The organism is Magnetospirillum sp. UT-4 (assembly GCF_902729435.1).
Taxonomy (GTDB): domain Bacteria; phylum Pseudomonadota; class Alphaproteobacteria; order Rhodospirillales; family Magnetospirillaceae; genus Magnetospirillum.
The window spans coordinates 80,721-106,849 of record NZ_CACVCG010000002.1 but is presented as its reverse complement, the minus strand read 5'-3'; the positions used below and the strand labels follow the sequence as shown (position 1 = coordinate 106,849).

The 26,129-nt window shown below is 69.5% G+C and carries 27 protein-coding genes and 1 tRNA gene; 9 read left to right on the top strand and 19 right to left on the bottom strand.

Going from position 1 to position 26,129, the window contains the following annotated elements; translation table 11 throughout:
- Window positions 1-52: 52 nt before the first annotated feature.
- Entirely contained in the window at window positions 53-1,390 is a 1,338-nt protein-coding gene (aroA, locus tag MTBUT4_RS00490; RefSeq protein ID WP_173977698.1) for a 3-phosphoshikimate 1-carboxyvinyltransferase, read from the bottom strand.
- Between the two features lie 158 nt (window positions 1,391-1,548).
- Here aroA and MTBUT4_RS00485 point away from each other — a divergent pair, with 158 nt between their 5' ends.
- On the top strand, window positions 1,549-1,956 hold the full coding sequence (locus MTBUT4_RS00485) for a TIGR02300 family protein (protein ID WP_173977697.1): 408 nt from the start codon (window positions 1,549-1,551) through the stop codon (window positions 1,954-1,956).
- 108 nt (window positions 1,957-2,064) lie between these two features.
- Window positions 2,065-2,140 (top strand) — tRNA-Ala (locus MTBUT4_RS00480).
- A gap of 519 nt (window positions 2,141-2,659) precedes the next feature.
- Here MTBUT4_RS00480 and MTBUT4_RS00475 read toward each other — a convergent pair.
- On the bottom strand, window positions 2,660-2,830 hold the full coding sequence (locus MTBUT4_RS00475) for a hypothetical protein (RefSeq protein WP_173977696.1): 171 nt from the start codon (window positions 2,828-2,830) through the stop codon (window positions 2,660-2,662).
- 87 nt (window positions 2,831-2,917) lie between these two features.
- Here MTBUT4_RS00475 and MTBUT4_RS00470 point away from each other — a divergent pair, with 87 nt between their 5' ends.
- The gene (locus MTBUT4_RS00470; RefSeq protein ID WP_173977695.1) at window positions 2,918-3,316 is read left to right on the top strand and encodes a DUF123 domain-containing protein; all 399 of its coding nucleotides are present in this window, start codon (window positions 2,918-2,920) and stop codon (window positions 3,314-3,316) included.
- Here the strand turns inward: MTBUT4_RS00470 and bluB are convergent.
- Entirely contained in the window at window positions 3,294-4,004 is a 711-nt protein-coding gene (bluB, locus tag MTBUT4_RS00465) for a 5,6-dimethylbenzimidazole synthase (RefSeq protein WP_173977694.1), read from the bottom strand. The genes MTBUT4_RS00470 and bluB overlap by 23 nt on opposite strands.
- Window positions 4,005-4,109: 105 nt before the next feature.
- Between bluB and MTBUT4_RS00460 the strand changes: the two genes are divergently transcribed.
- Window positions 4,110-4,820, top strand: a complete 711-nt coding sequence (locus tag MTBUT4_RS00460) for an HAD-IA family hydrolase (RefSeq protein ID WP_173977693.1) — start codon at window positions 4,110-4,112, stop codon at window positions 4,818-4,820.
- Window positions 4,821-5,091: 271 nt separating this feature from the next.
- On the opposite strand, the gene MTBUT4_RS00455 is transcribed toward MTBUT4_RS00460, so the two are convergent.
- Genes MTBUT4_RS00455 through mutM form a run of 3 tightly spaced genes read right to left on the bottom strand, consistent with a single transcriptional unit; the run spans window position 5,092 to window position 7,104 of the window.
- Window positions 5,092-5,868 carry an enoyl-CoA hydratase gene (locus MTBUT4_RS00455; protein ID WP_173977692.1) on the bottom strand — a complete coding sequence of 259 codons (777 nt, stop codon included), beginning with the start codon at window positions 5,866-5,868 and terminating at the stop codon, window positions 5,092-5,094.
- A 14-nt stretch (window positions 5,869-5,882) separates the two neighbouring features.
- Window positions 5,883-6,242 (bottom strand): hypothetical protein, encoded by a 360-nt coding sequence (locus MTBUT4_RS00450; protein ID WP_173977691.1) that lies wholly within the window; start codon window positions 6,240-6,242, stop codon window positions 5,883-5,885.
- A gap of 19 nt (window positions 6,243-6,261) precedes the next feature.
- The gene (mutM, locus tag MTBUT4_RS00445; protein ID WP_173977690.1) at window positions 6,262-7,104 is read right to left on the bottom strand and encodes a bifunctional DNA-formamidopyrimidine glycosylase/DNA-(apurinic or apyrimidinic site) lyase; all 843 of its coding nucleotides are present in this window, start codon (window positions 7,102-7,104) and stop codon (window positions 6,262-6,264) included.
- A gap of 79 nt (window positions 7,105-7,183) precedes the next feature.
- Here mutM and ubiE point away from each other — a divergent pair, with 79 nt between their 5' ends.
- Window positions 7,184-7,945 carry a bifunctional demethylmenaquinone methyltransferase/2-methoxy-6-polyprenyl-1,4-benzoquinol methylase UbiE gene (ubiE, locus tag MTBUT4_RS00440; RefSeq protein WP_173977689.1) on the top strand — a complete coding sequence of 254 codons (762 nt, stop codon included), beginning with the start codon at window positions 7,184-7,186 and terminating at the stop codon, window positions 7,943-7,945.
- A complete protein-coding gene (ubiB, locus tag MTBUT4_RS00435; protein ID WP_173977688.1) occupies window positions 7,946-9,478 on the top strand; it encodes a 2-polyprenylphenol 6-hydroxylase in 1,533 nt (510 codons plus the stop codon).
- Window positions 9,479-9,542: 64 nt separating this feature from the next.
- Here ubiB and MTBUT4_RS00430 read toward each other — a convergent pair whose 3' ends face one another.
- A complete protein-coding gene (locus MTBUT4_RS00430) occupies window positions 9,543-10,283 on the bottom strand; it encodes a creatininase family protein (RefSeq protein ID WP_173977687.1) in 741 nt (246 codons plus the stop codon).
- A 158-nt stretch (window positions 10,284-10,441) separates the two neighbouring features.
- Between MTBUT4_RS00430 and MTBUT4_RS00425 the strand changes: the two genes are divergently transcribed.
- On the top strand, window positions 10,442-10,672 hold the full coding sequence (locus MTBUT4_RS00425; protein ID WP_173977686.1) for a TraR/DksA C4-type zinc finger protein: 231 nt from the start codon (window positions 10,442-10,444) through the stop codon (window positions 10,670-10,672).
- Between the two features lie 88 nt (window positions 10,673-10,760).
- On the opposite strand, the gene MTBUT4_RS00420 is transcribed toward MTBUT4_RS00425, so the two are convergent.
- The 9 genes from MTBUT4_RS00420 to MTBUT4_RS00380 form a co-directional block, all read right to left on the bottom strand.
- Window positions 10,761-11,621: a protein-glutamate O-methyltransferase CheR gene (locus MTBUT4_RS00420; RefSeq protein ID WP_173977685.1), complete on the bottom strand. Its 861-nt coding sequence runs from the start codon at window positions 11,619-11,621 to the stop codon at window positions 10,761-10,763.
- 4 nt (window positions 11,622-11,625) lie between these two features.
- Window positions 11,626-12,786, bottom strand: a complete 1,161-nt coding sequence (locus tag MTBUT4_RS00415; protein ID WP_254434678.1) for a chemotaxis response regulator protein-glutamate methylesterase — start codon at window positions 12,784-12,786, stop codon at window positions 11,626-11,628.
- Between the two features lie 31 nt (window positions 12,787-12,817).
- On the bottom strand, window positions 12,818-13,183 hold the full coding sequence (locus tag MTBUT4_RS00410; RefSeq protein WP_173977684.1) for a PleD family two-component system response regulator: 366 nt from the start codon (window positions 13,181-13,183) through the stop codon (window positions 12,818-12,820).
- Between the two features lie 83 nt (window positions 13,184-13,266).
- Window positions 13,267-13,752 carry a chemotaxis protein CheW gene (locus MTBUT4_RS00405; RefSeq protein ID WP_173977683.1) on the bottom strand — a complete coding sequence of 162 codons (486 nt, stop codon included), beginning with the start codon at window positions 13,750-13,752 and terminating at the stop codon, window positions 13,267-13,269.
- Complete coding sequence (locus tag MTBUT4_RS00400) at window positions 13,749-16,523, bottom strand: chemotaxis protein CheW (RefSeq protein ID WP_173977682.1); 2,775 nt, start codon at window positions 16,521-16,523, stop codon at window positions 13,749-13,751. Before MTBUT4_RS00400 ends, MTBUT4_RS00405 begins: the two co-directional genes overlap by 4 nt.
- 135 nt (window positions 16,524-16,658) lie before the next feature.
- Window positions 16,659-17,285: a histidine phosphotransferase family protein gene (locus MTBUT4_RS00395; protein ID WP_173977681.1), complete on the bottom strand. Its 627-nt coding sequence runs from the start codon at window positions 17,283-17,285 to the stop codon at window positions 16,659-16,661.
- Window positions 17,286-17,386: 101 nt separating this feature from the next.
- Window positions 17,387-19,312, bottom strand: a complete 1,926-nt coding sequence (asnB, locus tag MTBUT4_RS00390) for an asparagine synthase (glutamine-hydrolyzing) (protein ID WP_173977680.1) — start codon at window positions 19,310-19,312, stop codon at window positions 17,387-17,389.
- Between the two features lie 335 nt (window positions 19,313-19,647).
- Window positions 19,648-21,234 (bottom strand): DHA2 family efflux MFS transporter permease subunit, encoded by a 1,587-nt coding sequence (locus tag MTBUT4_RS00385; protein WP_254434677.1) that lies wholly within the window; start codon window positions 21,232-21,234, stop codon window positions 19,648-19,650.
- Window positions 21,231-22,259 (bottom strand): HlyD family secretion protein, encoded by a 1,029-nt coding sequence (locus tag MTBUT4_RS00380; protein ID WP_173977679.1) that lies wholly within the window; start codon window positions 22,257-22,259, stop codon window positions 21,231-21,233. Before MTBUT4_RS00380 ends, MTBUT4_RS00385 begins: the two co-directional genes overlap by 4 nt.
- 150 nt (window positions 22,260-22,409) lie before the next feature.
- Here MTBUT4_RS00380 and MTBUT4_RS00375 point away from each other — a divergent pair, with 150 nt between their 5' ends.
- Together MTBUT4_RS00375 and MTBUT4_RS00370 are read left to right on the top strand one after the other, a co-directional pair.
- Window positions 22,410-22,964 carry a hypothetical protein gene (locus MTBUT4_RS00375; RefSeq protein WP_173977678.1) on the top strand — a complete coding sequence of 185 codons (555 nt, stop codon included), beginning with the start codon at window positions 22,410-22,412 and terminating at the stop codon, window positions 22,962-22,964.
- A gap of 187 nt (window positions 22,965-23,151) precedes the next feature.
- Entirely contained in the window at window positions 23,152-24,084 is a 933-nt protein-coding gene (locus MTBUT4_RS00370) for a hypothetical protein (RefSeq protein ID WP_173977677.1), read from the top strand.
- Here the strand turns inward: MTBUT4_RS00370 and MTBUT4_RS19770 are convergent.
- Genes MTBUT4_RS19770 through MTBUT4_RS00355 form a run of 3 tightly spaced genes read right to left on the bottom strand, consistent with a single transcriptional unit; the run spans window position 24,044 to window position 26,097 of the window.
- Window positions 24,044-25,144: a sensor histidine kinase gene (locus MTBUT4_RS19770; RefSeq protein WP_173977676.1), complete on the bottom strand. Its 1,101-nt coding sequence runs from the start codon at window positions 25,142-25,144 to the stop codon at window positions 24,044-24,046. The two genes, MTBUT4_RS00370 and MTBUT4_RS19770, sit on opposite strands and share 41 nt — an antisense overlap.
- Before the next feature lie 4 nt (window positions 25,145-25,148).
- Window positions 25,149-25,538 (bottom strand): DUF1987 domain-containing protein, encoded by a 390-nt coding sequence (locus tag MTBUT4_RS00360; RefSeq protein WP_173977675.1) that lies wholly within the window; start codon window positions 25,536-25,538, stop codon window positions 25,149-25,151.
- A gap of 7 nt (window positions 25,539-25,545) precedes the next feature.
- A complete protein-coding gene (locus tag MTBUT4_RS00355; protein ID WP_173977674.1) occupies window positions 25,546-26,097 on the bottom strand; it encodes a SiaB family protein kinase in 552 nt (183 codons plus the stop codon).
- Between the last annotated feature and the right edge of the window lie 32 nt (window positions 26,098-26,129).

Genomic DNA, 26,129 nt, shown 5'->3' with positions numbered 1-26,129 from the left:
TCTTCTCCTTCTTTGTGCTCCCTCTGTGCTCTCTGTGCCTCTGTGGTGAAATCTAATCCGCGACGATGTCTGAAATGGCCCCCCCCAGCCCGTTCATCAGGTCGACGAAGCCGGGGAAGCTGGTGTCGATGGCCTCGGCGTCGTCCACCGCCACCGGCTCGGCGGCGGCCATGCCCATCACCAGGAAGCTCATGGCGATGCGGTGGTCGAGGTTGACGGCGATGGTGGCGCCGCCCGGCGGCGGCGCGCCGGTGCCGTGCACGACCAGGGTGTCGCCCTCGGCCTCGGCCTTCACCCCGCAGGCGAGCAGGCCGTTCATCACCGCGGCGAAGCGGTCGCTTTCCTTCACCCGCAGCTCGGACAGCCCGAACATGCGGGTGGTGCCCATGGCGAAGGCGGCGGCCACCGCCAGAATGGGGTATTCGTCGATCATCGAGGGGGCGCGGGCGGCCGGCACATCGACGCCGCGCAGGGCCGAGGCGCGCACCAGCAGGTCGGCCACCGGCTCGCCGCATTCGTCGCGCATGGCGTCGAAATGGATGTCGGCGCCCATCTCGCGCAGGGTCTGGTAGAGGCCGGTGCGCAGCGGGTTCATGCCGACCCCGGAGAGGCGAACCTCGGAGCCCGGCACCAGCAGCGCCGCCACCGCCGGGAAGGCGGCCGAGCTGGGATCGGCCGGCACCACCACCCGCCGCCCGGTCAGTTCGGGGAAGCCGGCGACGGTGACGGCGCGGCCGCCGCCCTCGGCGGCCTCCACCTCGACCTGGGCGCCGAAGCCCCGCAGCATCAGTTCGGTGTGGTCGCGGGTCGGCTCGCGCTCGATCACCGTGGTCTCGCCGGGGGTGTTGAGCCCGGCCAGCAGGATCGCCGACTTGACCTGGGCCGAGGCGACGGGAAGCTCGTAGACCAGGGGCATGGGCGATTGCGCCCCCACCACCGCCATGGGCAGCCGCCCACCCTCGCGCCCGACGAAGCGCGCGCCCATGCGCGACAACGGTTCGGACACCCGCTTCATGGGGCGCGAGCGCAACGAGGCATCGCCGGTGAACACGGTGGTGAAGGGATGGGTGGCGACCAGGCCCATCATCAGCCGCGCCCCGGTGCCGGAATTGCCGAGGTCGAGCACGTCGGCCGGCTCCCTCAGGCCGCCCACGCCACGCCCCCACAGCCGCCACGCCCCGTCATCGAGGCGCTCCACCTCGGCGCCCAAGGCGTGCATGGCGGCGGCGGTGCGCAGCACGTCGTCGCCCTCCAGCAGACCCTCGATGCGGCTTTCGCCCACCGCCAGCGCGCCGAACATCAGGGCGCGGTGCGAGATGGACTTGTCGCCGGGCACCCGGGCGGTGCCGGCCAGCGTCGCGGGGCGGCGGGAAACGAGCGGTCTGGACATCTTCTCTCCGAAAAGCGGGCGGCGCCGGAATCCGGCCCGGCGGGGCTGGCGCCTTTTTCGTTTTGACACACGGGGGCGAACATGGCAAATGCCCCCAACCGGCTTCGTCTTCTTCGGAGCGGACACCGGACGCGAACGAGGTTTAAGGAGGACTTGACGTGGCCAAGCCGGAATGGGGACACAAGCGGACGTGCTCGAGCTGCGGCTGCAAGTTCTACGACATGACCCGCACGCCGATCATCTGCCCCAAGTGCAACGCCACCGTCGAGCCCGACATGCCCTTCAAGGTCCGTCGCGGCGGCAGCGCCGCCGCGGCCGCTGCGGCCGCCGCCGCCGAAGCCAAGGCCGCCGCCGCCCCGGCCGCGGTGCGCAAGGCAGAGGACCTGCTGGAAGGCGACGACCTGGTCGCCATCGAGGACGACGAGGACCTGGTGGAAGGCGACGACGAGGCCAGCGACGAGGACGAGAGCGGCCTGATCGAGGACGCCTCGGACCTGGGCGAGGACGACGACGACATGGCCGAGGTCATGGAGCACATGGACGAGGAAATCGAGGACGAGGTCTAGCACCCGGCCCCGCCGCGGGCAGGCGTTTTTTACGCTTGACCGGCCGGGGCGAAATTCATATGTTCCGCCTCCTGTCGTCGGGTCCCAACCCCGACGGGACAAGTTTCCGGGGCCATAGCTCAGTTGGGAGAGCGCTTGAATGGCATTCAAGAGGTCGTCGGTTCGATTCCGTCTGGCTCCACCAAGATAGAAAACCCCGCCGGGTGACCGGCGGGGTTTTTTGGTGTTGGAGCACGCTGCGGAAAAAATCCGTTCCAGCATCCCGACTCACCTGTCCGTCATGCCCGGGCTTGATCCACGGCTGTCCGGTTTAATTTTCGGAACGCCTTTCGAAGCCCTTGGTGACGGCTGCGTCCAGGGTGACGCTGGCCGCAGTAGACATAATTTCCCTCGCCCGCCAGCGGGAGAGGGAGGGGCCCGTCGCGACAGCGACGGGAGGGAGAGGGCGCGCACCGCCAGGTGCGCTTCGCGACAGCGAAAGCGGCTGTCTCTCCAGGTCTTGGGCGCGCCGACGCGCGCCGCCCTCACCCCGGCTCGCTGGCGCTCGCCCCCCTCTCCCGCAAGCGGGCGAGGGGGGCAATTGCCAGCCGAAATTTAAACCGGACAGCCGTGGGTCAAGCCCGGCCATGACGAAACGAGCGGAAGGACGAAATTTCCGGCTCGCGGGTCAGCGCGGCGAGCAGCAGAGAGGTGTCGAGGGAATTCAATACCGGTCCTCGTCGCGCATGCGGCGGACCATGTCGGCCGCCGGCTCGGGCTGCTCCGGCATGGCGGCGGTCAGGGCCTGCAGCTCGGTCGGGCTCACCGGCCGGAGGGCCGGCTCCGCCGCCTCCAAACGCGCCACCGGCTTGCCGTGGCGGGTGATTGAATTCATGACCGGCCTCATGACCAGATAATTGGTCAAATCTAGCACGACGGCGCCGCCCGCGACAATCGCGTGGCGGTCGGCTACCCTTTTTCCATGCCCGCCTTCCACCCCATCCCCGACACCCTGCCGGCCGTGCCCGGGGCCTATGTGCTGCTGGTCGAGCTCGCCGAACCGGCCGCCGGGCTGACCGCCGGGCGCTATCTCTATTGCGGCAGCGCCAAGGGGCCGGGGGGCATCCGGGCGCGGGTGGGGCGGCACATGCGCCGGGGCAAGGCTTTGCGCTGGCACATCGACCGGCTGACCGAGGCCGGGCGGGTACTGGGGGCCTGGGTGTTTCCCGGCGGCGACGAATGCGCCCTGGTGGCGGCGCTGTCGCATCTGCCGGTGCCGGTTCCCGGCTTCGGCGCCAGCGATTGCCGCTCCTGCCCGGCCCATCTGCTGGCCTGGCCCGAGGGGGCCGAACTGGCGTTCAGGCGTCCAGGGCCGCCCTGAGATCGCCGTCCGGCGCCGGACCGTCCCAGCCGTCCAGACGGACCAACTCGGCCAGCTTGAGGCGCTGGCGCCAGCCCTTGGCTTCCAGCTCGGGGCCGGGGCGCAGGCCGCTGACATGGCCGATGCACAGATAGGCCACCGGCACGATGGTTTCGGGGATGCCCAGCGCGGCGCGCAGGGCGTCGGGCCGGAAGATGCTGACCCAGCCCACCCCCAGCCCCTCGGCGCGGGCCGCCAGCCACAGATTCTGCACCGCGCAGACGGTGCTGTAGAGGTCCATCTCCGGCATGTGGGTGCGCCCCAGCACCACCGGCCCGGCGCGGTCGCGGTCGCAGGTGACGCACAGGTTCACCGGCGCATCCAGGATGCCCTGCAGTTTCAGCGAGCGGTAGAGGCCCTGGCGGTCCTCGGGGAACATCAACGCCGCCTCGGCGTCGGCGGCGCGGAAGGCGTCGTGGACGCGCCGCTTCACCGCCGCGTCGCGCACCACCAGGAAGCTCCACGGCTGCATGAAGCCGACCGAGGGGGCGTGGTGGGCGGCCACCAGCAGGCGGGCCAGCAGCTCGTCCGCCACCGGGTCGGGCAGGAACTCGCCGCGGGTGTCGCGGCGGGTGAAGATGGCGCGGTAGAGGGCGGCGCGCTCGGCGTCGGAAAACCGGTCGGCCGGCAGCATTTCGGCTTCTTCCATGGAAACATCCTTCGCCGCGGAGGATGCCGTTCTAGCGCAGGCCACCCGTTCGGTCCAGCCCGGGCGGGTGTGGTCAGACCAGTTGGGCGGCGCTAGGATGGGGCCATGACGACCAAGCTCACCACCCTCATCTTCGACGTCGACGGCACCCTGGCCGAGACCGAGGAGGCCCACCGCCAGGCCTTCAACCGCACCTTCGCCGAATTCGGCCTGCCGTGGGATTGGGACCAGGCCCTGTACAAGGTCCTGCTCAAGACCTCGGGCGGCAAGGAGCGCATTCGCGCCTTCGTCCAGGGCCACGACCCGACCCGGCTTGACGCCGGCCTCGACGACCTGATCGCCGCCCTGCACAAGCGCAAGACCGCCCTCTATACCGAGACGGTGGCGGCCGGCGGGGTGCCGCTGCGCCCCGGCATCGCCGCGCTGATCGAGCAGGCCCGCGCCGCCGGCCTGACCTGCGCCGTCGCCACCACCACCACCCGGGCCAACGTGCTGGCGCTGCTGGACGGCGCCACCCTGGGCGCCGGCCACGACTGGTTCGCGCTGATGGCGTGCGCGGACGACGCGCCGGTGAAGAAGCCGGACCCGCAGGTCTACACCTTCGTCCTCGACAGCCTGGGGCGCGATCCGGCCGAATGCCTGGCCATCGAGGATTCGCGCAACGGCGTCCGCGCCGCTTTGGCCGCCGGCCTCAAGGTGGTGGTGACCCGCAGCGCCTATACCGACGAGGACGACGTCACCGGCGCCCTGGCTGTGTGGCCGGACCTGGGGGGCGTCACGCTGGACGATCTGCGCGGCTTGCACGCCAGGGCCTAGAGCGCGATGACATTAGGTCGGCGCACGGGGTGCGCCGACCTAATGTCTGAATCCGCCTCTAGGGTCCGTACTCAATTAGGGTGTGGCCTGCGCCGAGACGAATTTACCCTCCCGGTGCGGGAGGTGGTCTAAAATCCTATCTTCGCCCCCTGAATCGGCTGGCGGTCCGTCCCCCATGTCTGAGGCTCGGCGCCGGCCAGCCCGGCGCAACCCTCGACTGGGACATGCCGTGGGGCGGACCGCCAGCCGATTCAGGGGGCGAACATGGGGTCTACCGGTTCTTGAAGGCGGGGCTGCGCTTCTCGACGAAGGCGGACATGCCTTCCTTCTGGTCGTCGGTGGCGAAGGTGGAGTGGAACAGGCGGCGTTCCAGCTTGACGCCCTGGGCCAGCGAGGTCTCGAACACGGCGTTGACGCATTCCTTGGCCATCAGCACCGTCGGGCGGCTCATGGAGGCGATGCGCTCGGCCACCTTGATCGCCTCGTCCAGCAATTCGCCGACCGGGACGATGCGGCTGACCAGACCGGCGCGCTCGGCCTCGGCGGCGTCCATCATGCGCCCCGTCAGCACCATCTCCATGGCCTTGGCCTTGCCCACCGCGCGGGTCAGGCGCTGGGTGCCGCCGGCGCCGGGAATGATGCCCAGGGTGATCTCGGGCTGGCCGAACCGGGCGTTCTCGCCGGCCAGAATGAAATCGCACATCATCGCCATCTCGCAGCCGCCGCCCAGGCAATAGCCGGCCACCGCCGCCACCACCGGCTTGCGGCAGCGGGTGACGCGCTCCCAGCCGTTGGTGATGAAGTCTTCCAGATAGGCGTCCATGTAGGACTTCGACGCCATCTCCTTGATGTCGGCGCCGGCGGCGAAGGCCTTGTCCGAGCCGGTCAGCACGATGGCGCCGATCTCGTCGTCGGCCTCGAAGGCATCGAGCGCCCGGCCCAGCTCGGCGACCAGCGCGTTGCACAGGGCGTTCATGGCCTTGGGCCGGTTCAGGGTGATCAGGCCGACCGGGCCGCGGGTCTCGACGATGATGTTCTCGTAGGGCATGGACCTCTCCCGGGTCATTCGGGTGAAATGGAATAGTGAACCACCAGCAGGCGCCCGTCGGGGCGAGCCTCCAGGCGGAGGATCTCGGTGTCGCGGCGGTATTCGGCGTCTGACACCCGGCTCCAGCCCAGCTGCGGCAGGGTGGCGCCGTAGAACGACAACACCTCGGCCGCCTGGACCGGTCCCTTGGCGTAGGCCTCGACGATGCGCCCCTGGGGGGTGTCGAAGGCCACACCGACGCCTTCGATCTCGGCGAGGCCGGGGGCCAGCGGCAGGTCCTCGAGGGCGGCCAGGAATCCTTGCGCGCGGGCCGGGCCGAAGACCAGAACCGGGAGGAGCGCGAGGGCGCCGAGGATGATGCGACATCTCCGCATGGCGAATAGGCCTATAGCATCAACGCTGCTTCTTGGCACAGTAGAAAGTGGACCGTCCGGCCTGGACGATGCGCCGGACGCCGCCGGTCCGGGCGACGTCGCAGACACAGCCCGGGCAGGCCGCACCCTCGCGGTCGTAGACGGCGAAGGAATGCTGGAAATATCCCAGCTCGCCGCTGGGCCGCACATGATCCTTCAGTGACGAGCCGCCGGCCGCCACCGCCTCGGTCAGCACCGCCTTGACGGCCGGCACCAGCCGGGCGATCTCGGCCGGCTTCAGCGAACCGGCGCCGCGGGTCGGCAGGATGCCGGCGCGGAACAGGCTTTCCGAGACATAGATGTTGCCCAGCCCGGCCACCAGGGTCTGATCCAGAAGCGCCACCTTGATGGGCGTCGCCTTGCCGGCCAGGCGGGCGGCCAGCACGGCGGGCGTGAAGGCGTCCTCCAGCGGCTCCGGCCCCAGCCCGGCCAGCAGCGGATGGGCGTCGAGGGCGTCGGTCCGGCACAGATCCAGCAGGCCGAAGCGGCGCGGGTCGCGGTACACCACCAATCCGCCGTCGTCGCTGTGGAAGTCGATGTGGTCGTGGGGCCCGGGCGGCGCGTTGCGCCCCGGGGCGATGACCATGCTGCCGCTCATCCCCAGATGGCCCAGCATCACCAGCCCGCCATCCAGCCGCACCACCAGATACTTGGCGCGCCGCCCCACCGCCTCGACCAGCCGTCCGGCCAGGCGCTCGGCGAAGCCCTCGGGCAGCGGCTTGCGCAAGGTCTGGCGGCGGCACTCGACGCGGGCGAAGCGGCGGCCAAGCCACACCGCGGCAAGGCCCCGGGCGACGGTCTCGACTTCGGGCAGCTCGGGCATGGGGGAACAGTGGCCGAGGTTGCGGAGTGTGTCAAAGGGGTCTCGCCTGTCCCGCCCACTTCCGCTATCGTGCCGCTCCATGACCGACGACCAGCGGCCGGGCCAGCCCGGCACCACCCATTTCGGCTTCAAGACCGTGCGCGAGGACGAGAAGGCCTCGCTGGTGCGCGGCGTGTTCGATTCGGTGGCCGCCAAGTACGACCTGATGAACGACCTGATGAGCGGCGGCATCCACCGCCTGTGGAAGTCGGCGTTCCTCGACTGGTTGCGGCCGCAGGGCAACCAGACCCTGCTCGACGTCGGCGGCGGCACCGGCGACATCGCCTTCGGCTGGAAGAATCGCGGCGGCGGCCCGGCCATGGTCTGCGACATCAACCGCGAGATGCTGGCGGTGGGCCGCGACCGCAGCTATGACCGCAACCTGATCGGCAATCTCGGCTGGATCTGCGGCGACGCCGAGACCCTGCCGGTGGCTGATTCGTCTGTCGATCGCTACACCATCGCCTTCTGCCTGAGGAACGTCACCCACTGGGACCGCGCCATCGCCGAGGCCTACCGGGTGCTGAAGCCCGGCGGCCGCTTCATGTGCCTGGAATTCAGCAAGGTGCAGCTGCCCGGCCTGCGCGAGGCCTATGACGTCTATTCCTTCCAGGTGCTGCCGCGCATCGGGCAGATGGTCACCGGCAACCGCGAGGCCTACCAATACCTGGCCGAATCCATCCGCCGCTTCCCGCCGCAGCAGGAGATGGCCGAGATGGTGCGCGCCGCCGGCTTCGAGCGGGTCGAGGTGCGCAACCTGTCGGGCGGCATCGCCGCCATCCACTCGGGTTGGCGCCTGTAGATGATCCGCGCCGCGCGCAACCTGCACCGCCTGTTCACCATCGCCCGCGTGCTGGCCCGCCACGACGCGCTGGAGGTGGTCGATCTGCCGGTGGCCGCCTTCGCCTCGAAGCTGTTCCGCCTGGGCCAGCCGCCGGTGCACGAGGGCCGGCCGGGCCAGCGCCTGGCCGCCGCTCTGGTCGAGCTGGGTCCCACCTTCATCAAGCTGGGCCAGGCCCTGTCCACCCGCGCCGACCTGCTCGGCGAGGAGATGGCGGCCGATCTGTCCGAGTTGCAGGACCGCCTCGCCCCCTTCCCCGCCGCGGAGGCGCGGCGCATCGTCGAGACCGAGCTGGACGCCCCGCTGGCCGAGATGTTCCTGTCCTTCGACGACCAGCCGGTGGCGGCCGCCTCCATCGCCCAGGTCCATTTCGCCATCACCGCCGACGGCCAGGAAGTGGCGGTCAAGGTGCTGCGCCCCGGCGTCGAGCGGGCCTTCGCCCGCGACCTCGACCTGCTGCGCTGGCTGGCCGAATGGGCCGAGTTCACCCAGCCCGGGCTGCGCCGCCTGAAGCCGCTGGAAAGCGTCGAGACCTTCGCCGAATCGGTCCAGCTGGAAATGGACCTGCGCTTCGAGGCGGCGGCGGCGGCCGAACTGGCCGAGAATTTCGCCGGCGACGAGACCTTCCGGGTACCGAGCGTGGACTGGGTGCGCACCGCCCAGCGGGTGCTGACCCTGGAGCGGGTGGCCGGCATCCCGGTGGACGAACGCGACGCCATCGTCGCCGCCGGCCTCGACCTCGACGCGGTGCTGAAGAAGGCGGCCGAATCCTTCTTCAACATGGTCTTCCGCGACGGCTTCTTCCACGCCGACATGCATCCCGGCAACCTGTTCGTCGACAGCGACGGCAACCTGGTGGCGGTGGATTTCGGCATCATGGGCCGGGTCGATGAACGGACCCGGCGGTTCCTGGGCGAGATGCTGCTGGGCTTCCTCAACGGTGACTACCGCCGCGTCGCCGAGGTCCATTTCGAGGCCGGCTTCGTGCCGGCCGACAAGAGCGTCGACAATTTCACCCAGGCCTGCCGCTCCATCGCCGAGCCGATCATGGGCCGGCCGCTGCACGAGATCTCCATCGCCCGGCTGCTCGGCCAGATGTTCCAGGTCACCGAGCAGTTCGCCATGCAGACCCAGCCGCAGCTGCTGATGCTGCAGAAATCCATGCTGGTGGCGGAAGGGGTGGGGCGCACCCTCGACCCCTCGGTCAACATGTGGGAACTGGCCCGGCCGCTGATCGAAGGCTGGATGATCGACAATCTGGGGCCGCAGGCGCGGGTGAAGTCCACCGTGGTCAACGCCGTCGGCGCCCTGGAGCGGCTGCCGCGCATGCTGGCCGAGACCGAGAAGGCCTATACCGCCATGATGAACGGCGGGCTGAAGCTGCATCCCGACACAGTCAAGGCCATGCGCGGCGAATCGGGGCGCCGCTCGGCGCCGGGCTGGGTCCCGTGGGTCCTGGCCGCCATCCTGGCGGCAATGCTGGTGCTGAAATAGCCCCGACGGCAACCCCGCCGCCGCGCCATCGTCCGCGGCGGGCGCCGCCCCGCTCCGGTGGGACTCAGGGGGCGGAGAAGAACGCGCGGCCGATTTCGGCGATCTCATCCACCGCCGCCGCCAGCAGGCGGGCGCCGTGCTCCGGCTTGGCCAGCGAGGGGTCCGAACCGATGCGGCCATCGGGGAAGCGGGCGCGGAAATCGGCGGCCGAGTGAAACGGTGCCCGCGCCGCGATGCGCGGCTTCAAGACCCGCGCGTCGGCGGTCTCGGGGAACAGGGACCAGGTCACCGCCACCTCGGGCGGGGTGGCATGGCTGCCCACCGCGTCGCCGTACAACTCGGCCGACAGGCGGTCGATGCCCGCCAGCTCCCACCAGTTCACCAGACGGGTGCGGAAATCGGGGCGCGGGCTCCAGCCGTCCAGCACCATCTGGGTCTCGGCGAAGGCCGCCGACAGGGTGGCGGCGTTGCCGCCGTGGCCGTTCACCACCAGCACCCGGGCGAAGCCGTGGCGGGCCAGCGACAGCAGGCAATCCTCGAGCAGTGCCAGCAGGGTCGAGGGCTTCAGCGTCATCGAGCCGGGAAAGGCCATGTGGTGCTGTGCCATGCCCACCGGCAGGGTGGGCGCCACCATGGCCTCCAGCCGCTCGCCGACGCCCCGGGCGATGGCCTCGGCGCACAGCGCATCGGTGCCGATCAGGCCGGTGGGACCGTGCTGCTCGGTCGAGCCGATGGGCAGGACGACCGCATTCGAGCGGGCGAGATAGGCCTCCACCTGGGGCCAGGTGCACAAATGCAGCCGCATGGGCTCCTCCGTCTGCTTCCACCTTGTCCCACGACCGTGCCCCGCTTGCCTAGCCCGCGAAGGAGGTACCGGAAGGAACATAACGAACTTTTCATTTTGCGCGGGCGGCGAACATTGTAATAATTGATCCCCACAACATCTTGTGGCAGGGAGGGGTTATGGACGATATCGATTGCGCAGCGGAGCGGGTCGAGGCTTTCAATGAAGTGGCCCTTAAGGCGGTGCTGTCGCGCATGAGCGGCCCCGCCTCCACCGGCATCTGCAAGGCCTGCGGCTGCGATATCGAGGCGGATCGCCTGCGCGCCAACGCCTTCGCCCGCCATTGCCGGGAATGCGCCGACGAAATCGAGGCGGAAACCCAGCGCAAACGCCGCTGCGGCCCGCGCTGAGCGGCCGCCACAATGAGGAAAGCCGTCCCGGGGGGGACGGCTTTTTTCATGCCCGAAGGGATCGGGTCCGGCGATGGGCCACCGAAAACTACCGCGCCCCGAAGGCCGGGGCGGCAGCGGCGGCCGGGGCGGCGGCGCCGGCCCGGGTGGTGGCGTAGATGCCGCGCTGCTCGGGCACCGGCTTGAACTTGTCGGAGATGCCCAGCACCGTCTCGGCGCCGCCGAGATACAGGAAGCCGTCGTCGGGCACCACCCGGCTGATGTTCTCCAGCACCCGGCTCTTGGTCGGCTGGTCGAAATAGATCAGCACGTTGCGGCAGAACACCACGTCGAACTGGCCCAGCGTCTTGAGGTCGTGCAGCAGGTTGTACTCGCGGAACTGGACCATGGCCCGGATGGCCGGGTCGATCTGCCACATCTCGGCGTTCTTCTTGAAGTACTTCACCAGGAACTGGATGGGCAGACCGCGCTGCACCTCGAACTGGGAGTACATGCCGGCCTTGGCCTTTTCCAGCATCTCGGTGGAGATGTCGGTGCCGACGATCTCGATCTTCCAGCCCGACAGCCTGGCGGTTTCCTCCTTGAGGATCATGGCCAGGGAATAGGCTTCCTGGCCCGACGAGCAGGCGGCGGACCAGATGCGGAAAGTCTTCTTGGCGGCGCGGGCGGCCAGCATGGCCGGCAGGACCAGGTCCTTGAACTGGTCGAACGGCTTGATGTCGCGGAAGAAGAAGGATTCGTTGGTGGTCATCGCCTCGGTGACCTCGCGCAGGAGGTCCTCGCCGGCGGTGCGCAACGAGCCCACCAGATCGTCCAGGCTTTTCAATCCGCGCTTGCGGGCGACGGGGGTGAGACGCGATTCCAGCAGGTAGGCCTTGTCGCGGGTGATCACCAGGCCCGAACGGTCCTTCAGAAGCTTGGCGATGAAATCGAAATCCTCGGGCCGCATCTCTTCAGCGCCTCGTCGCCAGCTTGATCATCCACGGTGCGATGTCGTTCAGGGGCAGCACCGCCGAGCAGATGCCGGCCTGGGCCGCCGCGCCGGGCATGCCCCAGACGACGCTGGTTGCTTCGTCCTGGGCGATGACCGTACCGCCGTTCTGAACCACCACTTGCCCCCCCTTGGCCCCGTCGGCGCCCATGCCGGTCAGGATCGCCGCCAGCACCCGCTTGCCGTAGGCGGTGGAAATGCTGCGCAGCATGGGATCGACGGCGGGGCGGCAGAAATTCTCGGGCGCGTCCTTGGTCAGGCGCAGCACCCGGTCGGGACCGCGGGTCTCGACCAGCATGTGGAAGTCGCCCGGCGCGATGTAGACCCGCCCGGGCCGGATGACCTCGCCGTCCTGGCCCTCGCGCGCCTCCCACCCCGACACCCGGCTGATGTGCTCGGCCAGGATGGTGGTGAAGGTGGCCGGCATGTGCTGGGTGATCAGGATCGGCTGCTTGACGGTGCCGGCCCGCATGGTGCCGAGCACGTTGAACAGGGCCTGCGGGCCGCCGGTCGAGCTGCCGATGGCGATCACGTCGGGCGGTTCCGGCGTGTGGGTGCGCAAGGTCGGCGGCGTCACCGGGTGCAGCAGCGAAACCTTGGCCGGGGCGGGCGTGGCGGGGCGCGGGGCGCCGGGAGCGGCAGGGGCCTGGCGCGCCTTGCGGTTGGGGTCGCGCTGGCGGGCCTGGCCCAGGGCGCGCACCTTGCCCAGCAGTTCCGACTTGAAATCCATGCCGCCGGCCAGATCGCGGGTGGCGGTGGGCTTGGGGATGTAGTCGGCGGCCCCCATCTCGAGGGCGCGCAGGCTGACGTCGGCGCCCTTCAGGGTGAGCGTCGATTGCATGATGATGCGGGCGCCGGGATCGATCTTCAGCAGCTTGGGCAGGGCGGTGAGGCCGTCCATGATCGGCATCTCGATGTCGAGCAGGATGACATCGACGTCCTGGCGCTCCAGCGCCGAGCAGGCCATCTGGCCGTTGCCGACCGAGGACACCACGGCGATGCCGGAATCTTCCTCGAGGATGCGGGTGACCAGGCCGCGCACCACCGCCGAATCATCGACCAGCATCACCCGAATCTGGTCGCGGGCGGCGCTGGCGGCGGAAGTGGCGGTATCAATGGGCATGAACAGGGAATCCTTGACCGGTACGCGCGGCCTAGAGCAGCCCGACCTGCGAGAACTTGGCCTGCAGGATCTCGCTGTCGAACGGCTTCATGATGTACTCGTTGGCGCCGGCCGTGATGGCTTCCTGGATGTGCTCGATGTCGTTCTCGGTGGTGCAGAACACCACCACCGGCTTCTGGCCGCCGGGCAGCTTTCTCAGCTCGCGCAGGAATTCGATGCCGTTCATCACCGGCATGTTCCAGTCCAGCAGCACGGCGTCGGGCATGGACGCCTTGCACTGGTCGAGGGCCTGCTGTCCGTCCTCCGCCTCGGCGGTAGTGAAGGTCAGCTCGTGCAGGATCTTCCTGGCCACCATGCGGATGACCTTGGAATCGTCGACGATCAGACAGGATCTCATGCCCTCTTTGCCTCCAACTGGCGAAAACGTCGGCCGTGGGCCGCCGACGCCTGCTCGATCATATCCCCTCGAAAGGGCCGTTACTATTCGTTCTTATTGAAATCCAGAAGCTTGCCGACATCGAGGACCACCAGCAGCTTGTCGTCCAGCCGGTAGATGCCGGCCGAGAACTCGCGCCACATATGATCCAGGGTCGGCGGATTGCGTTCGAACTTGACGACCGGCAGCGACAACACCTCGCCGACCTGATCGACCATCAGGGAATACAGTTCGCCGTTCTGGTCGCACACCACGCTCATGCCCGAATGGTCGCCCGAGGTGCCGGGCAACCCCAAGCGCAGGCGGACGTCGATGGCGGTGACGATGCGCCCGCGCAGGTTCAGCGACCCGGCCACCTCACGCGGGGCCAGGGGGATGCGGGTGATCTTCTGCGGCCCCAGGACGTCCTGGACGGTCAGCACCGGAATGCCGAACATCTGGCCGTCGATGAACATGGTCACGTAATCCTGGGTCTCCTGGGCAGCCAGCTCGGCGCCAGGACGCTTGGTGGCGGGGACGATCTGGTTCATGCGGCACCTTTGAGGGTGGCGAGGGTCGTCGCGATGGTCTGGAGCAGCGAGTCACGGTCGAACTTGGCGACGTAGTCGTTGAAGCCGACCATGCGTCCGCGTTCGAAGTCCTTCTCGGTGGCGTGGCTGGACAGCGCCACCATGGGGGTGGCCTGCCAACGCCCTTCGGAGCGTACCGCCACAGCGAAGTCGAAGCCGTTCATGCCCGGCATCTCGATGTCGCTGATGATCATGTCGAAGTCGTGGCCATGCTCGCGGAGCGCCAGCGCCCGGTCCGGCGCCTCGACGGAGATCACGTCGTAGCCGGCCACCGACAGCAGCGGTGTCAGCAGGTTGCGGAAGAACGGGCTGTCATCGACCAGCAGGATGCGCGGGTTGGGCGCTTCCTCGGTGGCGTATTCCTTGTCGGGCCGGCCGAACCAGTCGCCGAAGGCCTGCGGCAGGTAGTAGCCGGCGTCGATGATGGTGGTGGCCTTGCCGGCGATGACCGCGGTGCCGATGACGCCGGGATTGTGGGCGGTCAGCTCCACCTTCAGGCGATCCTCGATGATGTCGACGATTTCGTCGACCACCAGGCCCATGGTGCGGTCGCGGTCCGAGAACACCAGCACCGGCTGGCGGCCCTCGCCACGGAACTGGCTGCTGCCGTCGATGGCCACCAGCGGCATCAGATGCCCGCGGTACTGCACCATCGGCTTGCCGTGGCTGTATTCGATGGTGGCGCCGTCGATCTCCTCGAGGCGGGCGACCAGGGCCAGCGGCACCGCCTTGAGGTCGTCGCCGCCGGCGCGGAACACCAGCAGAGAGGTCTTGGTGTCGCCGTGCAGTTCGCGCACCACCGCCTGTTCGGTGCCCTGGCTGCCGCCGCCCATGATGCCGGATTCGCCGGTGGCGCCGGCGATGCCGTTGGGGTCGAGGATCATGATCACCGAGCCGTCGCCGAGGATGGTGTTGCCCGAGAACATGGAGATGTGGCGCAGGATCGGGGCCACCGGCTTGACCACGATTTCCTCGGTGTCGAAGACGCGGTCGACGATGATGCCGAAGGTGTAGGTACCGACCTGGGTGACGACGATGAAGGTTTCCTCGTTGCCGCCGTCGCCCAGGCGCAGCAGGTTCTTCAGGGAGACCAGCGGCAGCAGCCGGTCGCGCAGGCGCAGCACCGGCGCGTTGTTGATGGTCTCGATGCCGTGCTCGGAATTGTTGGTGACGCGCACCAGTTCCAGCACGCTGATCTGCGGGATGGCGAAGCGCTCGCCGGCCGCTTCGACGATGAGCGCCGAGACGATGGCCAGGGTCAGCGGGATCTTGATGACGAAGGTCGAGCCCCGGCCCGGCTGGCTCTTCAGCTCGACGGTGCCGCCGATCTTCTCGATATTGGTGCGCACCACGTCCATGCCGACGCCGCGGCCCGACACGCTGGTGACCTTCTCGGCGGTGGAGAAGCCGGCCTTGAAGATGAACTGGTAGATCTGCTGGTGCGGCATGGTGTCCAGCTCGGACTCGGTGGCCAAGCCGTTGGCGACGGCCTTCTGCTTGATCCGGTCCAGGTTGAGGCCGCGGCCGTCATCGGAGATCTCGATGATGATGTGGCCGCCCTCGTGGAAGGCGTTCAACACCACCTTGCCGATTTCCGACTTGCCCGCCGCCTTGCGCTCCTCGGGCCCTTCCAGGCCGTGATCGGCGGAGTTGCGCACCATGTGGGTGAGCGGGTCCTTGATCAGCTCGAGCACCTGGCGGTCCAGCTCGGTCTCGGCGCCCAGCATCTGCAGGTCGATCTTCTTGTGCATTTCGACCGACAGATCGCGGACGATGCGCGGCAGCTTGGCCCAGGCGTTGCCGATGGGCTGCATGCGGGTCTTCATCACCCCTTCCTGGAGGTCGGTGGTGATGTGGGACAGGCGCTGCAGCGGCGCGGTGAATTCCGAATCGTCGCGGCCGCGGACCATCTGCAGCAGCTGGTTGCGGGTCAGCACCAGCTCCGAGACCAGGGTCATCAGGTTCTCGAGCAGCTCGACGTTGACCCGGATGGTCTGGGCGGCGACCGCCGATTCCTTGGCTTCGCCCAGGGCTTCGCCGGAAGGCTTGTTGGCCACCGCCGGCGGCGCCGCGGCGGCGGGCACTGGCACACTGGCCTTTGGCGGCTCGGGGGCCTTTGGCGGCTCGGGCGCCGGGGCCGGCGCCGGTTCAGCGGCAGCGGCGGCAGCGGCGGACGCCGCCTTGGCGGCCTCCTCCTTGGCGCGTTCCTTGGCCATCTCGGCCAGCATGTCGACGTCGGACGCCGCCTTCTTGCCGGCGGCATAGGCGGCCTCGACCTCGGCCAGCAGATCGGCGGCGACCGGGAATGAGGGCTCCTCGGCGGCCGGTGCGGCGGCGGCGGCGGCGGCGGCCTCGTACTTGCCCTCGGCCATGGCGTTCAGCTTGGCGATGAGGTCGCCGTCCTCGCCCTCGGGCTCGCACTCGTTCTGCTCCAGGTGGCCCAGGATCAGCTTGATGCGGTCGATGGCCTGCAGGATCAGGGTCACCGCGGTGGGGGTGACCTCGAGCTCGCCGTCGCGGAACTTGCCCAGCACGTTCTCGGAGGCGTGCGCCACATGCTCCAGGCGCGGCAGGCCGAGGAAGCCGCAGGTGCCCTTGATGGTATGGACCAGACGGAAGATGTTCTGGAGGATGGCCGGCTCGGGGTTCTGTTCGAGCTTGACCAGTTCGACGTCGAGAACGGAAAGGCTTTCCGAGGTCTCGGTCAGAAATTCGCTGAGGAGATCATCCATGGCCGACTCCAGCTTCACACATCTATCCGCTGCCGGACGCTACAATTCGCAACCATACGCTCAAATCACACGGGCAGCGAATTCGACTAATAACACGGTCGGATAGGGTTTAGAAGGACCCACGCCGCCGACACATTACTTTCCCACAGCCGACGCCGCCACCGACAGCGTCACGCCGCCCGAATCCACCGCGACCCGCAGGCCGCCGGCACCCTCCGCCAGGGCGCGGGCGAACAGCGCCTGGGCGGCGCGCGGGCCGGCGGGCGGCTTGTCTTCCAGCAGCACCTCGCGCGCCTCGTCGCCCAGCAGCGCCCGCTCGCCGGCGGCGGTGACGGCCAGTCCGGCGCCGTCGGCGCGCACCGTCAGGCGGCCGCCGCGCGGCAGGGCGTCGCGGCCCAGCAGCAGCAGGTTGAGCAGCAGGCGGGCCTCGGCGCCACCCAGGGCGGGCGGCTCCACCCGCCAGTCGAGGGCGAGGCCGAAGGACGGCCCGGTGGTCAGGGTGGCGAGATAATCCTCGACCAGATCGCGCAGCCGTTCCGCCGGTTGCGGCGTGCTGGCCGCCGGACCGAGGGCGGCGCGCAGCAGCTTGAGGCGGGTGGCGGCGCCGGCGGCGCTGGCGGCGACCAGCGCCACCGTCTCCTCATCGACCTTGCCGCCCAGATCCTCGAACAACTCGGCTCCGGCCGCCGCCGCCCCGACCGGTCCGGACAGGTCGTGGCAGACGCGGGCGCACAGCAGTTCGGCAAGCGACAGGGAATCCATCCGCGGGCGAATCTTTCTTTCGATGGCTGGACCAAAGTATCAGTGATCATACCGCCTGCGAAGACTCAATTCCGCCCGCGCCGGGGCGCGCGAAAAGCGAATCAGCGCACCGTGTCGAGCCAGGCCTGGGCCATCAGGGCGTGCCACAGCTCGCTCTGCCAGCTCTTGCGGCCCGAGCGGTGGTCGCGCCACATCCCGGCGATCAGCCCGGCATCGAGCAGGCCCTGGCGCTTCAGCCGGTCCTCGGACAGCAGGTCGTCGGCCCAGTCGCGCAGGCCGCCGGCCAGCCAGCGCCCGACCGGCACCTCGAACCCCATCTTGGGCCGGTCCACCAACTCGCGCGGGACGTAGCGGTAGAGCACGTCGCGCAGCACCGCCTTGCCGACGGCGCCGTCCATCTTGAAGCCGGTGGGCAGGCTCCAGGCGAAATCCATCACCGCGGCGGCGAGGAAGGGCAGCCGCGCCTCCAGCGAAGTGGACATGGTGGCGCGGTCGGTCTTCACGCACAGATCGTCGGGCAGGTAGGCCAGGGCGTCCAGCACCATGGTCGCCAGCGCCGGATCGGCCAGCACGCTAAGGGGCAAGGCCTCGCCGTCGAACACGGTGGCGGCCGCGCCCGCCCCGGGTACCGGCGCCGGCATGCCGCGCCATCGCGAATAATGCAGCCCCAGCAATTGCGGCTGCGAGCCCGCCGCCAGGGTCTCGGCCGCCTTGGCCAGGCGGTAGCCGGGATAGGAGCGGCGCTTGCGCCCGAACCGCAGCGCGGCCCCGGCCACGGCATTGAGCGGAGCCGCCGGCACCAGGCCGAGCAGCCCGGCGGCGAACCGGCGCAGCGGCGCCGGCACCCGCTCGAGCCGCCGCCAATCCCTGGGGATCGAGCGGTAGATGCCGTAGCCGCCGAACAGCTCGTCGGCGCCGTCGCCCGACAGCGCCACCGTCACCGCGCGCCGCGTCACCTGGGCCAGCAGGCAGGTGGGCAAGGCCGCCGGGTCGGCGAAGGGTTCGTCCCAGATGTGGGCCAGCGCCGGCACCAGGGCCAGCGCCTCGGCCTCGCCGATGCGCACCTCGGTGTGGCGGGTCCCCAGATGGGCGGCGACGATGCGGGCATGCGGGCTCTCGTCGTAGCCGGCCTGGTCGAAGCCGATGGTGAAGGAATGCACCGGTGTCGCCGACTGGCGCTGCATCAGCGCCGCCATCAGCGAGCTGTCGATGCCGCCCGACAGGAACACCCCCACCGGCACGTCGGCCTGCATGCGCAGGCCCACGGATTGGCGAAGCAGCTGGTCCAGCCGGTCGGCCGCCTCCGCCCGGGTGCCGGTGAAGCTGCCGGCCAGGGCCGCCGCCCGGTCCATGGCCGACCAGTAGGGGCGCAGGCGGCGCTCGGGACCGCGGATCGACAGCACCGAGCCGGGCGGCAGCTTGCGGCACGAGCGGTGGATGGTGTGTGGGGCGGGAATCCAGCCCAGCCGCATGAACAGGGCGAGGGCATCGCGGTCGATGGCGCCGTCGAAGCCGGGATGGCGCCGCAGCGCCTTCAGCTCCGAGCCGAACACCACGCTGCCGCCGGCCTCGGCCCAATACAGCGGCTTCTCGCCGATGCGGTCGCGGGCGAGGTGCAGAATGCGCTCGGCGCGGTCCCACAGGGCGATGGCGAACATGCCGTCGCAGGCGGCCAGGGCGGTCTCGATCCCCCAGCGCGCCACCGCCTCCAGCAGCACCTCGGTGTCGGAATGGCCGCGCCAGGGATGGGGCTCCAGCCGCGCCCGCAGCTCGGCGTGATTGTAGATTTCGCCGTTGAAGACCACCGCCCAGCGGCCATCGGCCGAATCCATGGGCTGGTGCCCCTGCGGCGTCAGATCGAGGATGGCGAGGCGGCGGAACCCCAGGGCGATGCCGGCCGCGTCGTCGGCCCAGGCGCCGTCGTCGTCGGGGCCGCGATGGACCAGCGTGGCGGCCATCTCCCGCACCGTCGCCAGCCGGTCCGGGGTGCGCGCGTCGATGTCGAGGAATCCGGCGAAACCACACATGGCGGCGACAGTAGCGGCGAGCCGGCGCAGGGGCCAGAGCGTTTTTCAAGCCCACTTCTGTCCGGTTTAATTCTCGGCTGGCCCATGCCCCCTCGCCCGCCTGCGGGACCTTTGCGAAATCCGGGCCGGGGACGCCTAATCCTTCGAGACAGCCCTACGGGCTTCCTCAGGATGAGGCTTAATACTTTGAAATCATTAAAGCCCTCATCCTGAGGAGACCGCGCCAGCGGTCGTCTCGAAGGACGCGGCCGACACCAAGGGCTCCCGAAGGCTCTCCGAAATTTAAACCGGACAGAAGTGGGTCAAGCCCGGGCATGACGGACCATCTCGACAGCCTAATGTGAATCGCCGCCGCCGGCAGACGGATGCTTGACCTTGTGGACCAGCGGCATCAGCGCCAGGCCGAAGGCGAAGATTCCGGCCATCAGCATCAGCACGTCGGCGAAGGCCATGGTGGTGGCCTGCTGGCGGGCCAGGTTGGTCAGCACGGTCAGCGCCGCCCGGTCGGGATCGCCGGGGATCAGGGTCGCCATGCGCTCGGCCAGGCTGGACAGCCGGGTCACCGCCTCCAGGTTGCCGGCGGTGACCGATTCGGCCAGGCGGGCGTAGTGCAGCGCGAAGCGGTCGCCCAGCACGGTGGTGATGGTGGCCAGGCCGATGGCTCCCCCTAAGTTGCGCATCAGGTTGTAAAGGCCCGAGGCGTTCTGCACCTCGGTCGCCGGCAGATGCCCCAGCGCCACCGCGTTGATGGGCACGAAGCAGAACATCAGCGACATGCCGCGCACCGCCTGGGGCAGGAACAGCTCCCAATAGCCCCATTCGCTGGTCAGGGTGTGGTTGAGCCACAACCCGGTGCCGAACAGCGTCAGCCCCATCGCCAGCATCAGCCGCAGGTCCATGTGCCGGGCCAGGTTGCCGGCCAGCGGCGCCGACAGGAACTGGAACAGGCCGGTGACCATCATGGTGATGCCGATCTCCAGCGCCGAATAGCCGCGCACCCGCCCCAGGAACAGCGGCAGCACGTAGACCGAGCCGTACAGCCCGATGCCGATGACGAAGCTGTAGAAGCACCCCACCGAGAAGTTGCGGTCGCGGAAGGCGCGGATATCGACCACCGGATTGGCCACCTTCAGCTCGCGCCACAGGAAGGCGATGCCGGCCGCGGCGCTGACCAGGCTGAGGACGGCGATCTTCGGCTCCTCGAACCAGTCGTCGCCGGGGCCTTCCTCGAGCACGTATTGCAGGGTGCCGAGGAACACCGCCACCAGCACGATGCCGGCCACGTCGAAGCCCTTCAGCATCTCGAGGCGCGGCCGGTCGACGCGGACGAAGGCGAACACCAGGGCGGCCACCACCAGCCCCGGCACCACGTTGATCAGGAACAGCCAGTGCCAGCTCAACACCTCGGTCAGCCAGCCGCCCAGGGTGGGTCCGAGGGTCGGCGCCATGGTGGCGGTCAGCCCGATCACCACCGAGATGGCGGCCTGGCTGCGCGGCGGGAACAGCATGAAGCTGGTGGCGAACACGGTGGGGATCATGGCCCCGCCCAGGAAGCCCTGGATCGCCCGGAACACGATCATCGATTCGATGTTCCAGGCGAAGGCGCACAGCACGCTGGCGCCGGTGAAGGTGAGGCAGCTGGCGAGAAACAGCCAGCGGGTCGAGAACACCCGCGCCATCCACCCCGACAGCGGGATCATCACCACCTCGGCGATCAGATAGGCGGTCTGCACCCAGCTGATCTCGTCGGCCGAGGCCGACAGCCCGGCCTGGATCTGGGCGATGGAACTGGCGACGATCTGGATGTCCAGGATCGCCATGAACATGCCCAGGATCATGGCGAAGAAGCCCAGCTTGTCGCGCCACGAGGGATCGCGGTCCTCGGGGCGGACGGAAAAGCGGGGATCGGCCGCGGCGGTCACGGGATCGGGCCGGTGCGCACCCGCACCACCGCCGACAGCCCCGGCGCCAGACGCCCGTCCAGGGGATGGCCGGCGGGCAGGCCGATGCGCACCGGGACGCGCTGCACCACCTTGGTGAAGTTGCCGGTGGCGTTCTCGGGCGGCAGCAGGCTGAACTTGGCCCCCGAGGCGGGCGAGAAGCTGGCCACCCGGCCCTCGACCACGGTGCCGGGGAAGGCGTCGAATTCCAGCAGCGCCGACTGGCCCGGTCGCATGGCGGCCAGCTGGGTCTCCTTGAAATTGGCATCGACCCACAATCCGGCCAGCGGCACCACCGCCAGCAGGTGCTGGCCGGGCCGCACATACATGCCGGCCCGCGCCACCCGGTTGCCGATCACCCCGTCCATGGGGGCGCGGATGGTGGCGCCGTCCAGGTCCGAGCGGGCCAGTTCGAGCTGCGCCCTGGCCTGCTCGAGCTGCGCCGCCGCCACCGCGCGTTCGGATTCCAGGACCGCCAGCTGGCGCTCGGCCTGGGTCGCCTGGGCGCTGGAGCCCTTCAGCCCGGCCTCGGCCTTGGCCGCCTCGGCGGCCTGGGCGTCCAGGCGCTGGCGGCTGGCGAAGTCCGACGACGCCAGCTGCCGGGTGCGCTCGAGATCGGCGCGGCTGCGGGTGACGTCGGCCCTGGCGGCGGCGATGCCGGCCCCGGCCTGGGCCATGGCCGCCCGCTGAACCGCCGCCCGGTCGTCGAGCTGCTCCAGCGCCGCCTGGCGTGCCGCCACCACCGCCTCGGCCTCGGCGACGCGGGCGGCGAAATCGCGGGGATCGATGCGCACCAGCACGTCGCCGGCCTTCACCGCCTGGTTGTCGCCCACCTCCACCGCCGCCACCAGCCCCGCCACCTTGGGCGCCAGGTTGGTGATGTCGCCCTCCACATAGGCGTCGTCGGTGGTCTGGACCAAGCGCCAGTCGGCGTACCAGCGCCAGCCGGCGAAGGCGGCGGCGGTCAAGGCCAGCAGGGCGACGACGGCAGGGAGGCGCTTCTTCATGGCCGCATCCTGAGAAAACTGAACTGAACGGTTCAGTATTAATATTACTGCGCTGCGAAATCAAGTCCGCCCGCGCCTGTCCCTGCCTGCGGTTGTGCCCGGCCCGCGGGCGAGATAGTCTGGGCGCCGGGACAGCGACGGGGGAAACCGATGCGCGGCAAGTCCGCCCTGGCTTTGGCGATGGTGCTGCTGACGGTGCCGGCGGCGGCGGCCGAGCGGCTGCAGGTGCCGCAGCTGGCCGGCTGGAAGGTGGTGACCGGGGTGGTCGACCGCGCCGGCGAGGCCACCGACCTGATCCCCGCGTCCGAAACCCCCGAGACCTGGACCCGGCGGGCCACCGTCCAGGGCTTCCGCGGCGTCGGGCTGACGGTGGCCGGGTTCCTCGACCAGGTGGTGGCCAAGACCGCCGAGGTGTGCGACGGCGCCGCCGCCGGGCCGGCCAGCCTGGGCACCGTGTCCGGCGCCGAGGCGGGTTCGCGCACCGTCGCCTGCGGCAGCTACAAGGGCGACGGCCGCGGCAGCTACACCCTCTATTACGCCATCCGCGGCCGCGAGGCCTTCTACGTGGTCAGCCGCTCGTGGCGCGGCGCCCCCTTCGCCGTCGGCACGGTGCCGGTGCCGGCGCCGGAGCTGGCGGAATGGGCGGCGTGGGTCCACGGGCTCGACCTGTGCGACACCCGCGACGCGAACCGGCCGTGCCGTTGATCCCCAGTGTGGCGATTCTGAAATCAGCAGCACTGTGCCTGTTTCAGAATCACCACACAATTCAACACGGTAGTGGCCTGCTTATCCCCGAATTTCGCCATGCGAAATTCGGGGGCAGGACACTAGCAAGCGGGCCGGAATTGGCGTAAAGAAAGCGGGCCCGGGGTAAGGCAAGGGTTGTGGACCGGTGGACGCTGCGATCTCGGACTTTCTGGACGGCTTGTTGCGCGAGTGCCGCGATCTGGCGGAGGACTGGCGCCACCGGCGTCCGCCCGGGCTCGACGCCCGCCTCGCCCGGCTGACCTGCTGGACCGCGCTGGCCCGCGCCCTGCCGGCCGATCTGGACGGCCCCAACGGCCCGCGCATCGACTTCGAGCCCGCCACCTATCGCCGCCTGTGGGGCGAGGCCCGCGCCCTGACCCTGCTGGCGGCCAGCGGCCGCCCCGAAGCCGGGGCGGTGCCGGCCTTGGTCGAGCGCCTCTACGCCGCCATGGCCAGCCGCTTCGAGCCGCAGGTGGCGTGGAACCATCCCGATGCCCGCGACGCCGTGGCGGCCTGGGCCGAGCACCACTTCGCCGGACCCGAATCCGATCCCGCCCGCGCCGCCGCCGCCTATCTCGACTTCGTCCGCCTGGCGCCGCTGTCGTGGGGTGACGAGGCAATGGCGGCGTTGCTGGCCGCCGTCCTGGCCGGGCCGAAGGGCGCCCCGATGCTGCTGGTGCTGACCTATGCCGAGCGGGCCGAAGAGGGCTACCGCCATGCCCTGGAAGCCGGCCTCGACGGCGACGTCGCCGCCTGGATGGCGTTCTACCTGGGCCAGGCCCGGCGGGTGCTGAAGCGGCTTCCCGCCCTGGCCGAGGGCACCGAGACCCTGCGCCGGCGCTGGGTCGATCTGTTCGCCCGCGCCCCCATCGAGACCTCGGCCGGCGAAACCCTGGCCGAGGTGCTGACCGCGCTGCCGGTGATCACGCCCGCCTTCATTCCCGATACCGGCACCCCCGGCGAGGTGCTGCGCGACGCGCTGATCATGCTGGTCGCCGCCGACGACGCGGTGGAACTGCTGCTGCCGGGCCAGGGCTTCACGGTCCTGCCGCGGGCGCTGCGCCTGCTGGTCCGGTAGGACGGGAAACGTCGGGCGCAGGGGACGCATCCGAGAGATTGCGCGGAAAGGTCATCACGAAGCGGGCGCCGGGACCGGGGCCGGGCTCCAGAGCGACATGGCCGCCCATGGGGCCGGTGACCAGGTTGTAGACGATGTGCAGCCCCAGCCCGGTGCCGCCCGAGCCGCGGCGGGTGGTGAAGAAGGGGTCGAACACCCGGCCGCGGAATTCCTCGGGAATGCCGCTTCCGTCGTCGCCGTAGGTCAGCCGCACCGTGTCGCCCTCGCCCGCCTCGGCGGCGATGGTGAGCCGGCCGGACTGGCCCTCGTCATAGCCGTGCACCACCGAATTGAGGATCAGGTTCGACAGCACCTGCGACAGCGCGCCGGGATAGCCGTCGATTTCGAGCCCGGGCGGGCAATCCACGCCGATCGCGTGACCGGCCTGGCGCAGCCGCGGCCCCAGGCTGACCAGGGTTTCGTTGATGGTGTCGGCAAGATTGAAGCGGCGCCGCTCGGAGGTGGTGCGATCGACCGCCACCTGCTTGAAGCTGCGGATCAGCTCGGCCGCCCGCTCGCAATTGGCCTGGATCAGCCGGGCGGTGTCGTCGGCGGTGGCGAGGTAGCGTTCGAAATCGTCGACGGCGATGTCGTCGGCCTCGAACATCCGGCGCAGCCCGGCGGTGGCGTCGGACAGGTGCGAGGCGCAGGACAGCGCGATGCCGACGGGGGTGTTGATCTCGTGGGCGACGCCGGCCACCAGGGCGCCCAGCGAGGCCAGCTTCTGGGCCTGCACCAGGGTCTCCTGGGCTTCCTTCAGGCGGGCCAGGGCCTCCTCGGCCTCGGCCCGGCGCCGCGCCAGCTCCTGGTTCAGCTGGTTGAGCTGGGCATGCTGGCGGTCGCTCACCCGCACCAGCCGGCGCTGCTCGCGCACCGAACGGGAATAGGCGTCGGTCAGCGCCGCCAGCCCGTCGCGCAGGGCGGGATCGGCGGCGGTGTCCAGCCCGGCGCGCAGCTGCTCGGCGGCGGCCAGGGCGCGTTCCTCGGCATCGAACAGGTTGAAGTCGGCGGCCTTGGCCACGGGGTCAGGCCGCCGCCGCGGCCACCAGATTGAAGGACACGTGCTCGAGGTCTTCCGAGAAGTCCTCGCCGAACTCCTTCATGGTGTCGTCGTCGGGGGTGAAATGCCAGTTGACCTCGATGCGCACGCCGCGGGCGGCGGCGGTCTCCATCATCTGGAACATGTTCATCAGCGCCTTGGCGCTGGAGCTGTTGAAATAGATCAGCTCGAAATCGAACCGGAGCGAACGGCCGTCGGCGCGGCCCAGGAAATCGTCCAGGGCGGCGAAGACCGGACCGAAGACCGCCGAGGCGTCCTCGGGATAGGATTCCCCCCTCAGCGACAGCACGCCGGCGTCGAAATCGAAGTCGACCTCGGGGGAACGTTCGGTGGCGGCGATCCTGAAACTGTCCATGCACCCCTCAGATGGAAACTTTGAGGCAGAAGAAGTGACGCTCGGCGTCGATACGGTCGAAGTCGAACTCGATGGGGGCGCTGGCGCGGCGGGCGATCTCGATCAGGCCGATGGTGGCGCCCTTGCTCTGTTCCTCGGGCGGCTCGCGCAGCTGTTCCTTGTAGTAGGCCTTGATGGCGTCCTTGTCCATCCCCTGCAGGTGGGCCAGGCGCTCGCGCAGGCGCGGCACGTCCTCCTCCAGGATGGTATTGGCGCAGACGATGAAGAAGTGGCCGTCCTCGCGGCCGATGGTGACCATGCCCGAGGACAGCTCGATGGCCTTGCCGATGTCGCCCTGCACCTTCTCGGCGGAATAGCGGATGATGTTCTGGGCCTGCTCGATGAATACCGAGAACACCTTCTTGACGGTGTTCACGTCGGTCTCGTCCAGGGTCATCTTCTGCCTGAGCGCGTCGCCCAGGGAATAGAGGATGCCCTCGGACATGTATCCCGAGAACGAGAACACGATCCCCTTGGCGTCCAAGTCCGCCTTGAATGCGCGATAGCCATGGGCAAGCATGTCCGCACCCTCGATCCGTCAGCCCTCTCCGG

Coding starts and splice junctions, on each gene's coding strand:
- MTBUT4_RS00375 (WP_173977678.1), top strand. CDS start 22,410: ATGCGCGGCAAGTCCGCCCTGGCTTTGGCGATGGTGCTGCTGACGGTG.
- aroA (WP_173977698.1), bottom strand. CDS start 1,390: ATGTCCAGACCGCTCGTTTCCCGCCGCCCCGCGACGCTGGCCGGCACC.
- bluB (WP_173977694.1), bottom strand. CDS start 4,004: ATGGAAGAAGCCGAAATGCTGCCGGCCGACCGGTTTTCCGACGCCGAG.
- MTBUT4_RS00425 (WP_173977686.1), top strand. CDS start 10,442: ATGGACGATATCGATTGCGCAGCGGAGCGGGTCGAGGCTTTCAATGAA.
- ubiE (WP_173977689.1), top strand. CDS start 7,184: ATGACCGACGACCAGCGGCCGGGCCAGCCCGGCACCACCCATTTCGGC.
- mutM (WP_173977690.1), bottom strand. CDS start 7,104: ATGCCCGAGCTGCCCGAAGTCGAGACCGTCGCCCGGGGCCTTGCCGCG.
- MTBUT4_RS00415 (WP_254434678.1), bottom strand. CDS start 12,786: ATGCCCATTGATACCGCCACTTCCGCCGCCAGCGCCGCCCGCGACCAG.
- MTBUT4_RS00420 (WP_173977685.1), bottom strand. CDS start 11,621: ATGCGGCCCGAGGATTTCGATTTCATCGCCAAGCTTCTGAAGGACCGT.
- MTBUT4_RS00360 (WP_173977675.1), bottom strand. CDS start 25,538: ATGGACAGTTTCAGGATCGCCGCCACCGAACGTTCCCCCGAGGTCGAC.
- ubiB (WP_173977688.1), top strand. CDS start 7,946: ATGATCCGCGCCGCGCGCAACCTGCACCGCCTGTTCACCATCGCCCGC.
- MTBUT4_RS00395 (WP_173977681.1), bottom strand. CDS start 17,285: ATGGATTCCCTGTCGCTTGCCGAACTGCTGTGCGCCCGCGTCTGCCAC.
- MTBUT4_RS00355 (WP_173977674.1), bottom strand. CDS start 26,097: ATGCTTGCCCATGGCTATCGCGCATTCAAGGCGGACTTGGACGCCAAG.
- MTBUT4_RS00460 (WP_173977693.1), top strand. CDS start 4,110: ATGACGACCAAGCTCACCACCCTCATCTTCGACGTCGACGGCACCCTG.
- MTBUT4_RS00410 (WP_173977684.1), bottom strand. CDS start 13,183: ATGAGATCCTGTCTGATCGTCGACGATTCCAAGGTCATCCGCATGGTG.
- MTBUT4_RS00380 (WP_173977679.1), bottom strand. CDS start 22,259: ATGAAGAAGCGCCTCCCTGCCGTCGTCGCCCTGCTGGCCTTGACCGCC.
- MTBUT4_RS00455 (WP_173977692.1), bottom strand. CDS start 5,868: ATGCCCTACGAGAACATCATCGTCGAGACCCGCGGCCCGGTCGGCCTG.
- MTBUT4_RS00450 (WP_173977691.1), bottom strand. CDS start 6,242: ATGCGGAGATGTCGCATCATCCTCGGCGCCCTCGCGCTCCTCCCGGTT.
- asnB (WP_173977680.1), bottom strand. CDS start 19,312: ATGTGTGGTTTCGCCGGATTCCTCGACATCGACGCGCGCACCCCGGAC.
- MTBUT4_RS00470 (WP_173977695.1), top strand. CDS start 2,918: ATGCCCGCCTTCCACCCCATCCCCGACACCCTGCCGGCCGTGCCCGGG.
- MTBUT4_RS00475 (WP_173977696.1), bottom strand. CDS start 2,830: ATGAATTCAATCACCCGCCACGGCAAGCCGGTGGCGCGTTTGGAGGCG.
- MTBUT4_RS00405 (WP_173977683.1), bottom strand. CDS start 13,752: ATGAACCAGATCGTCCCCGCCACCAAGCGTCCTGGCGCCGAGCTGGCT.
- MTBUT4_RS00430 (WP_173977687.1), bottom strand. CDS start 10,283: ATGCGGCTGCATTTGTGCACCTGGCCCCAGGTGGAGGCCTATCTCGCC.
- MTBUT4_RS00400 (WP_173977682.1), bottom strand. CDS start 16,523: ATGGATGATCTCCTCAGCGAATTTCTGACCGAGACCTCGGAAAGCCTT.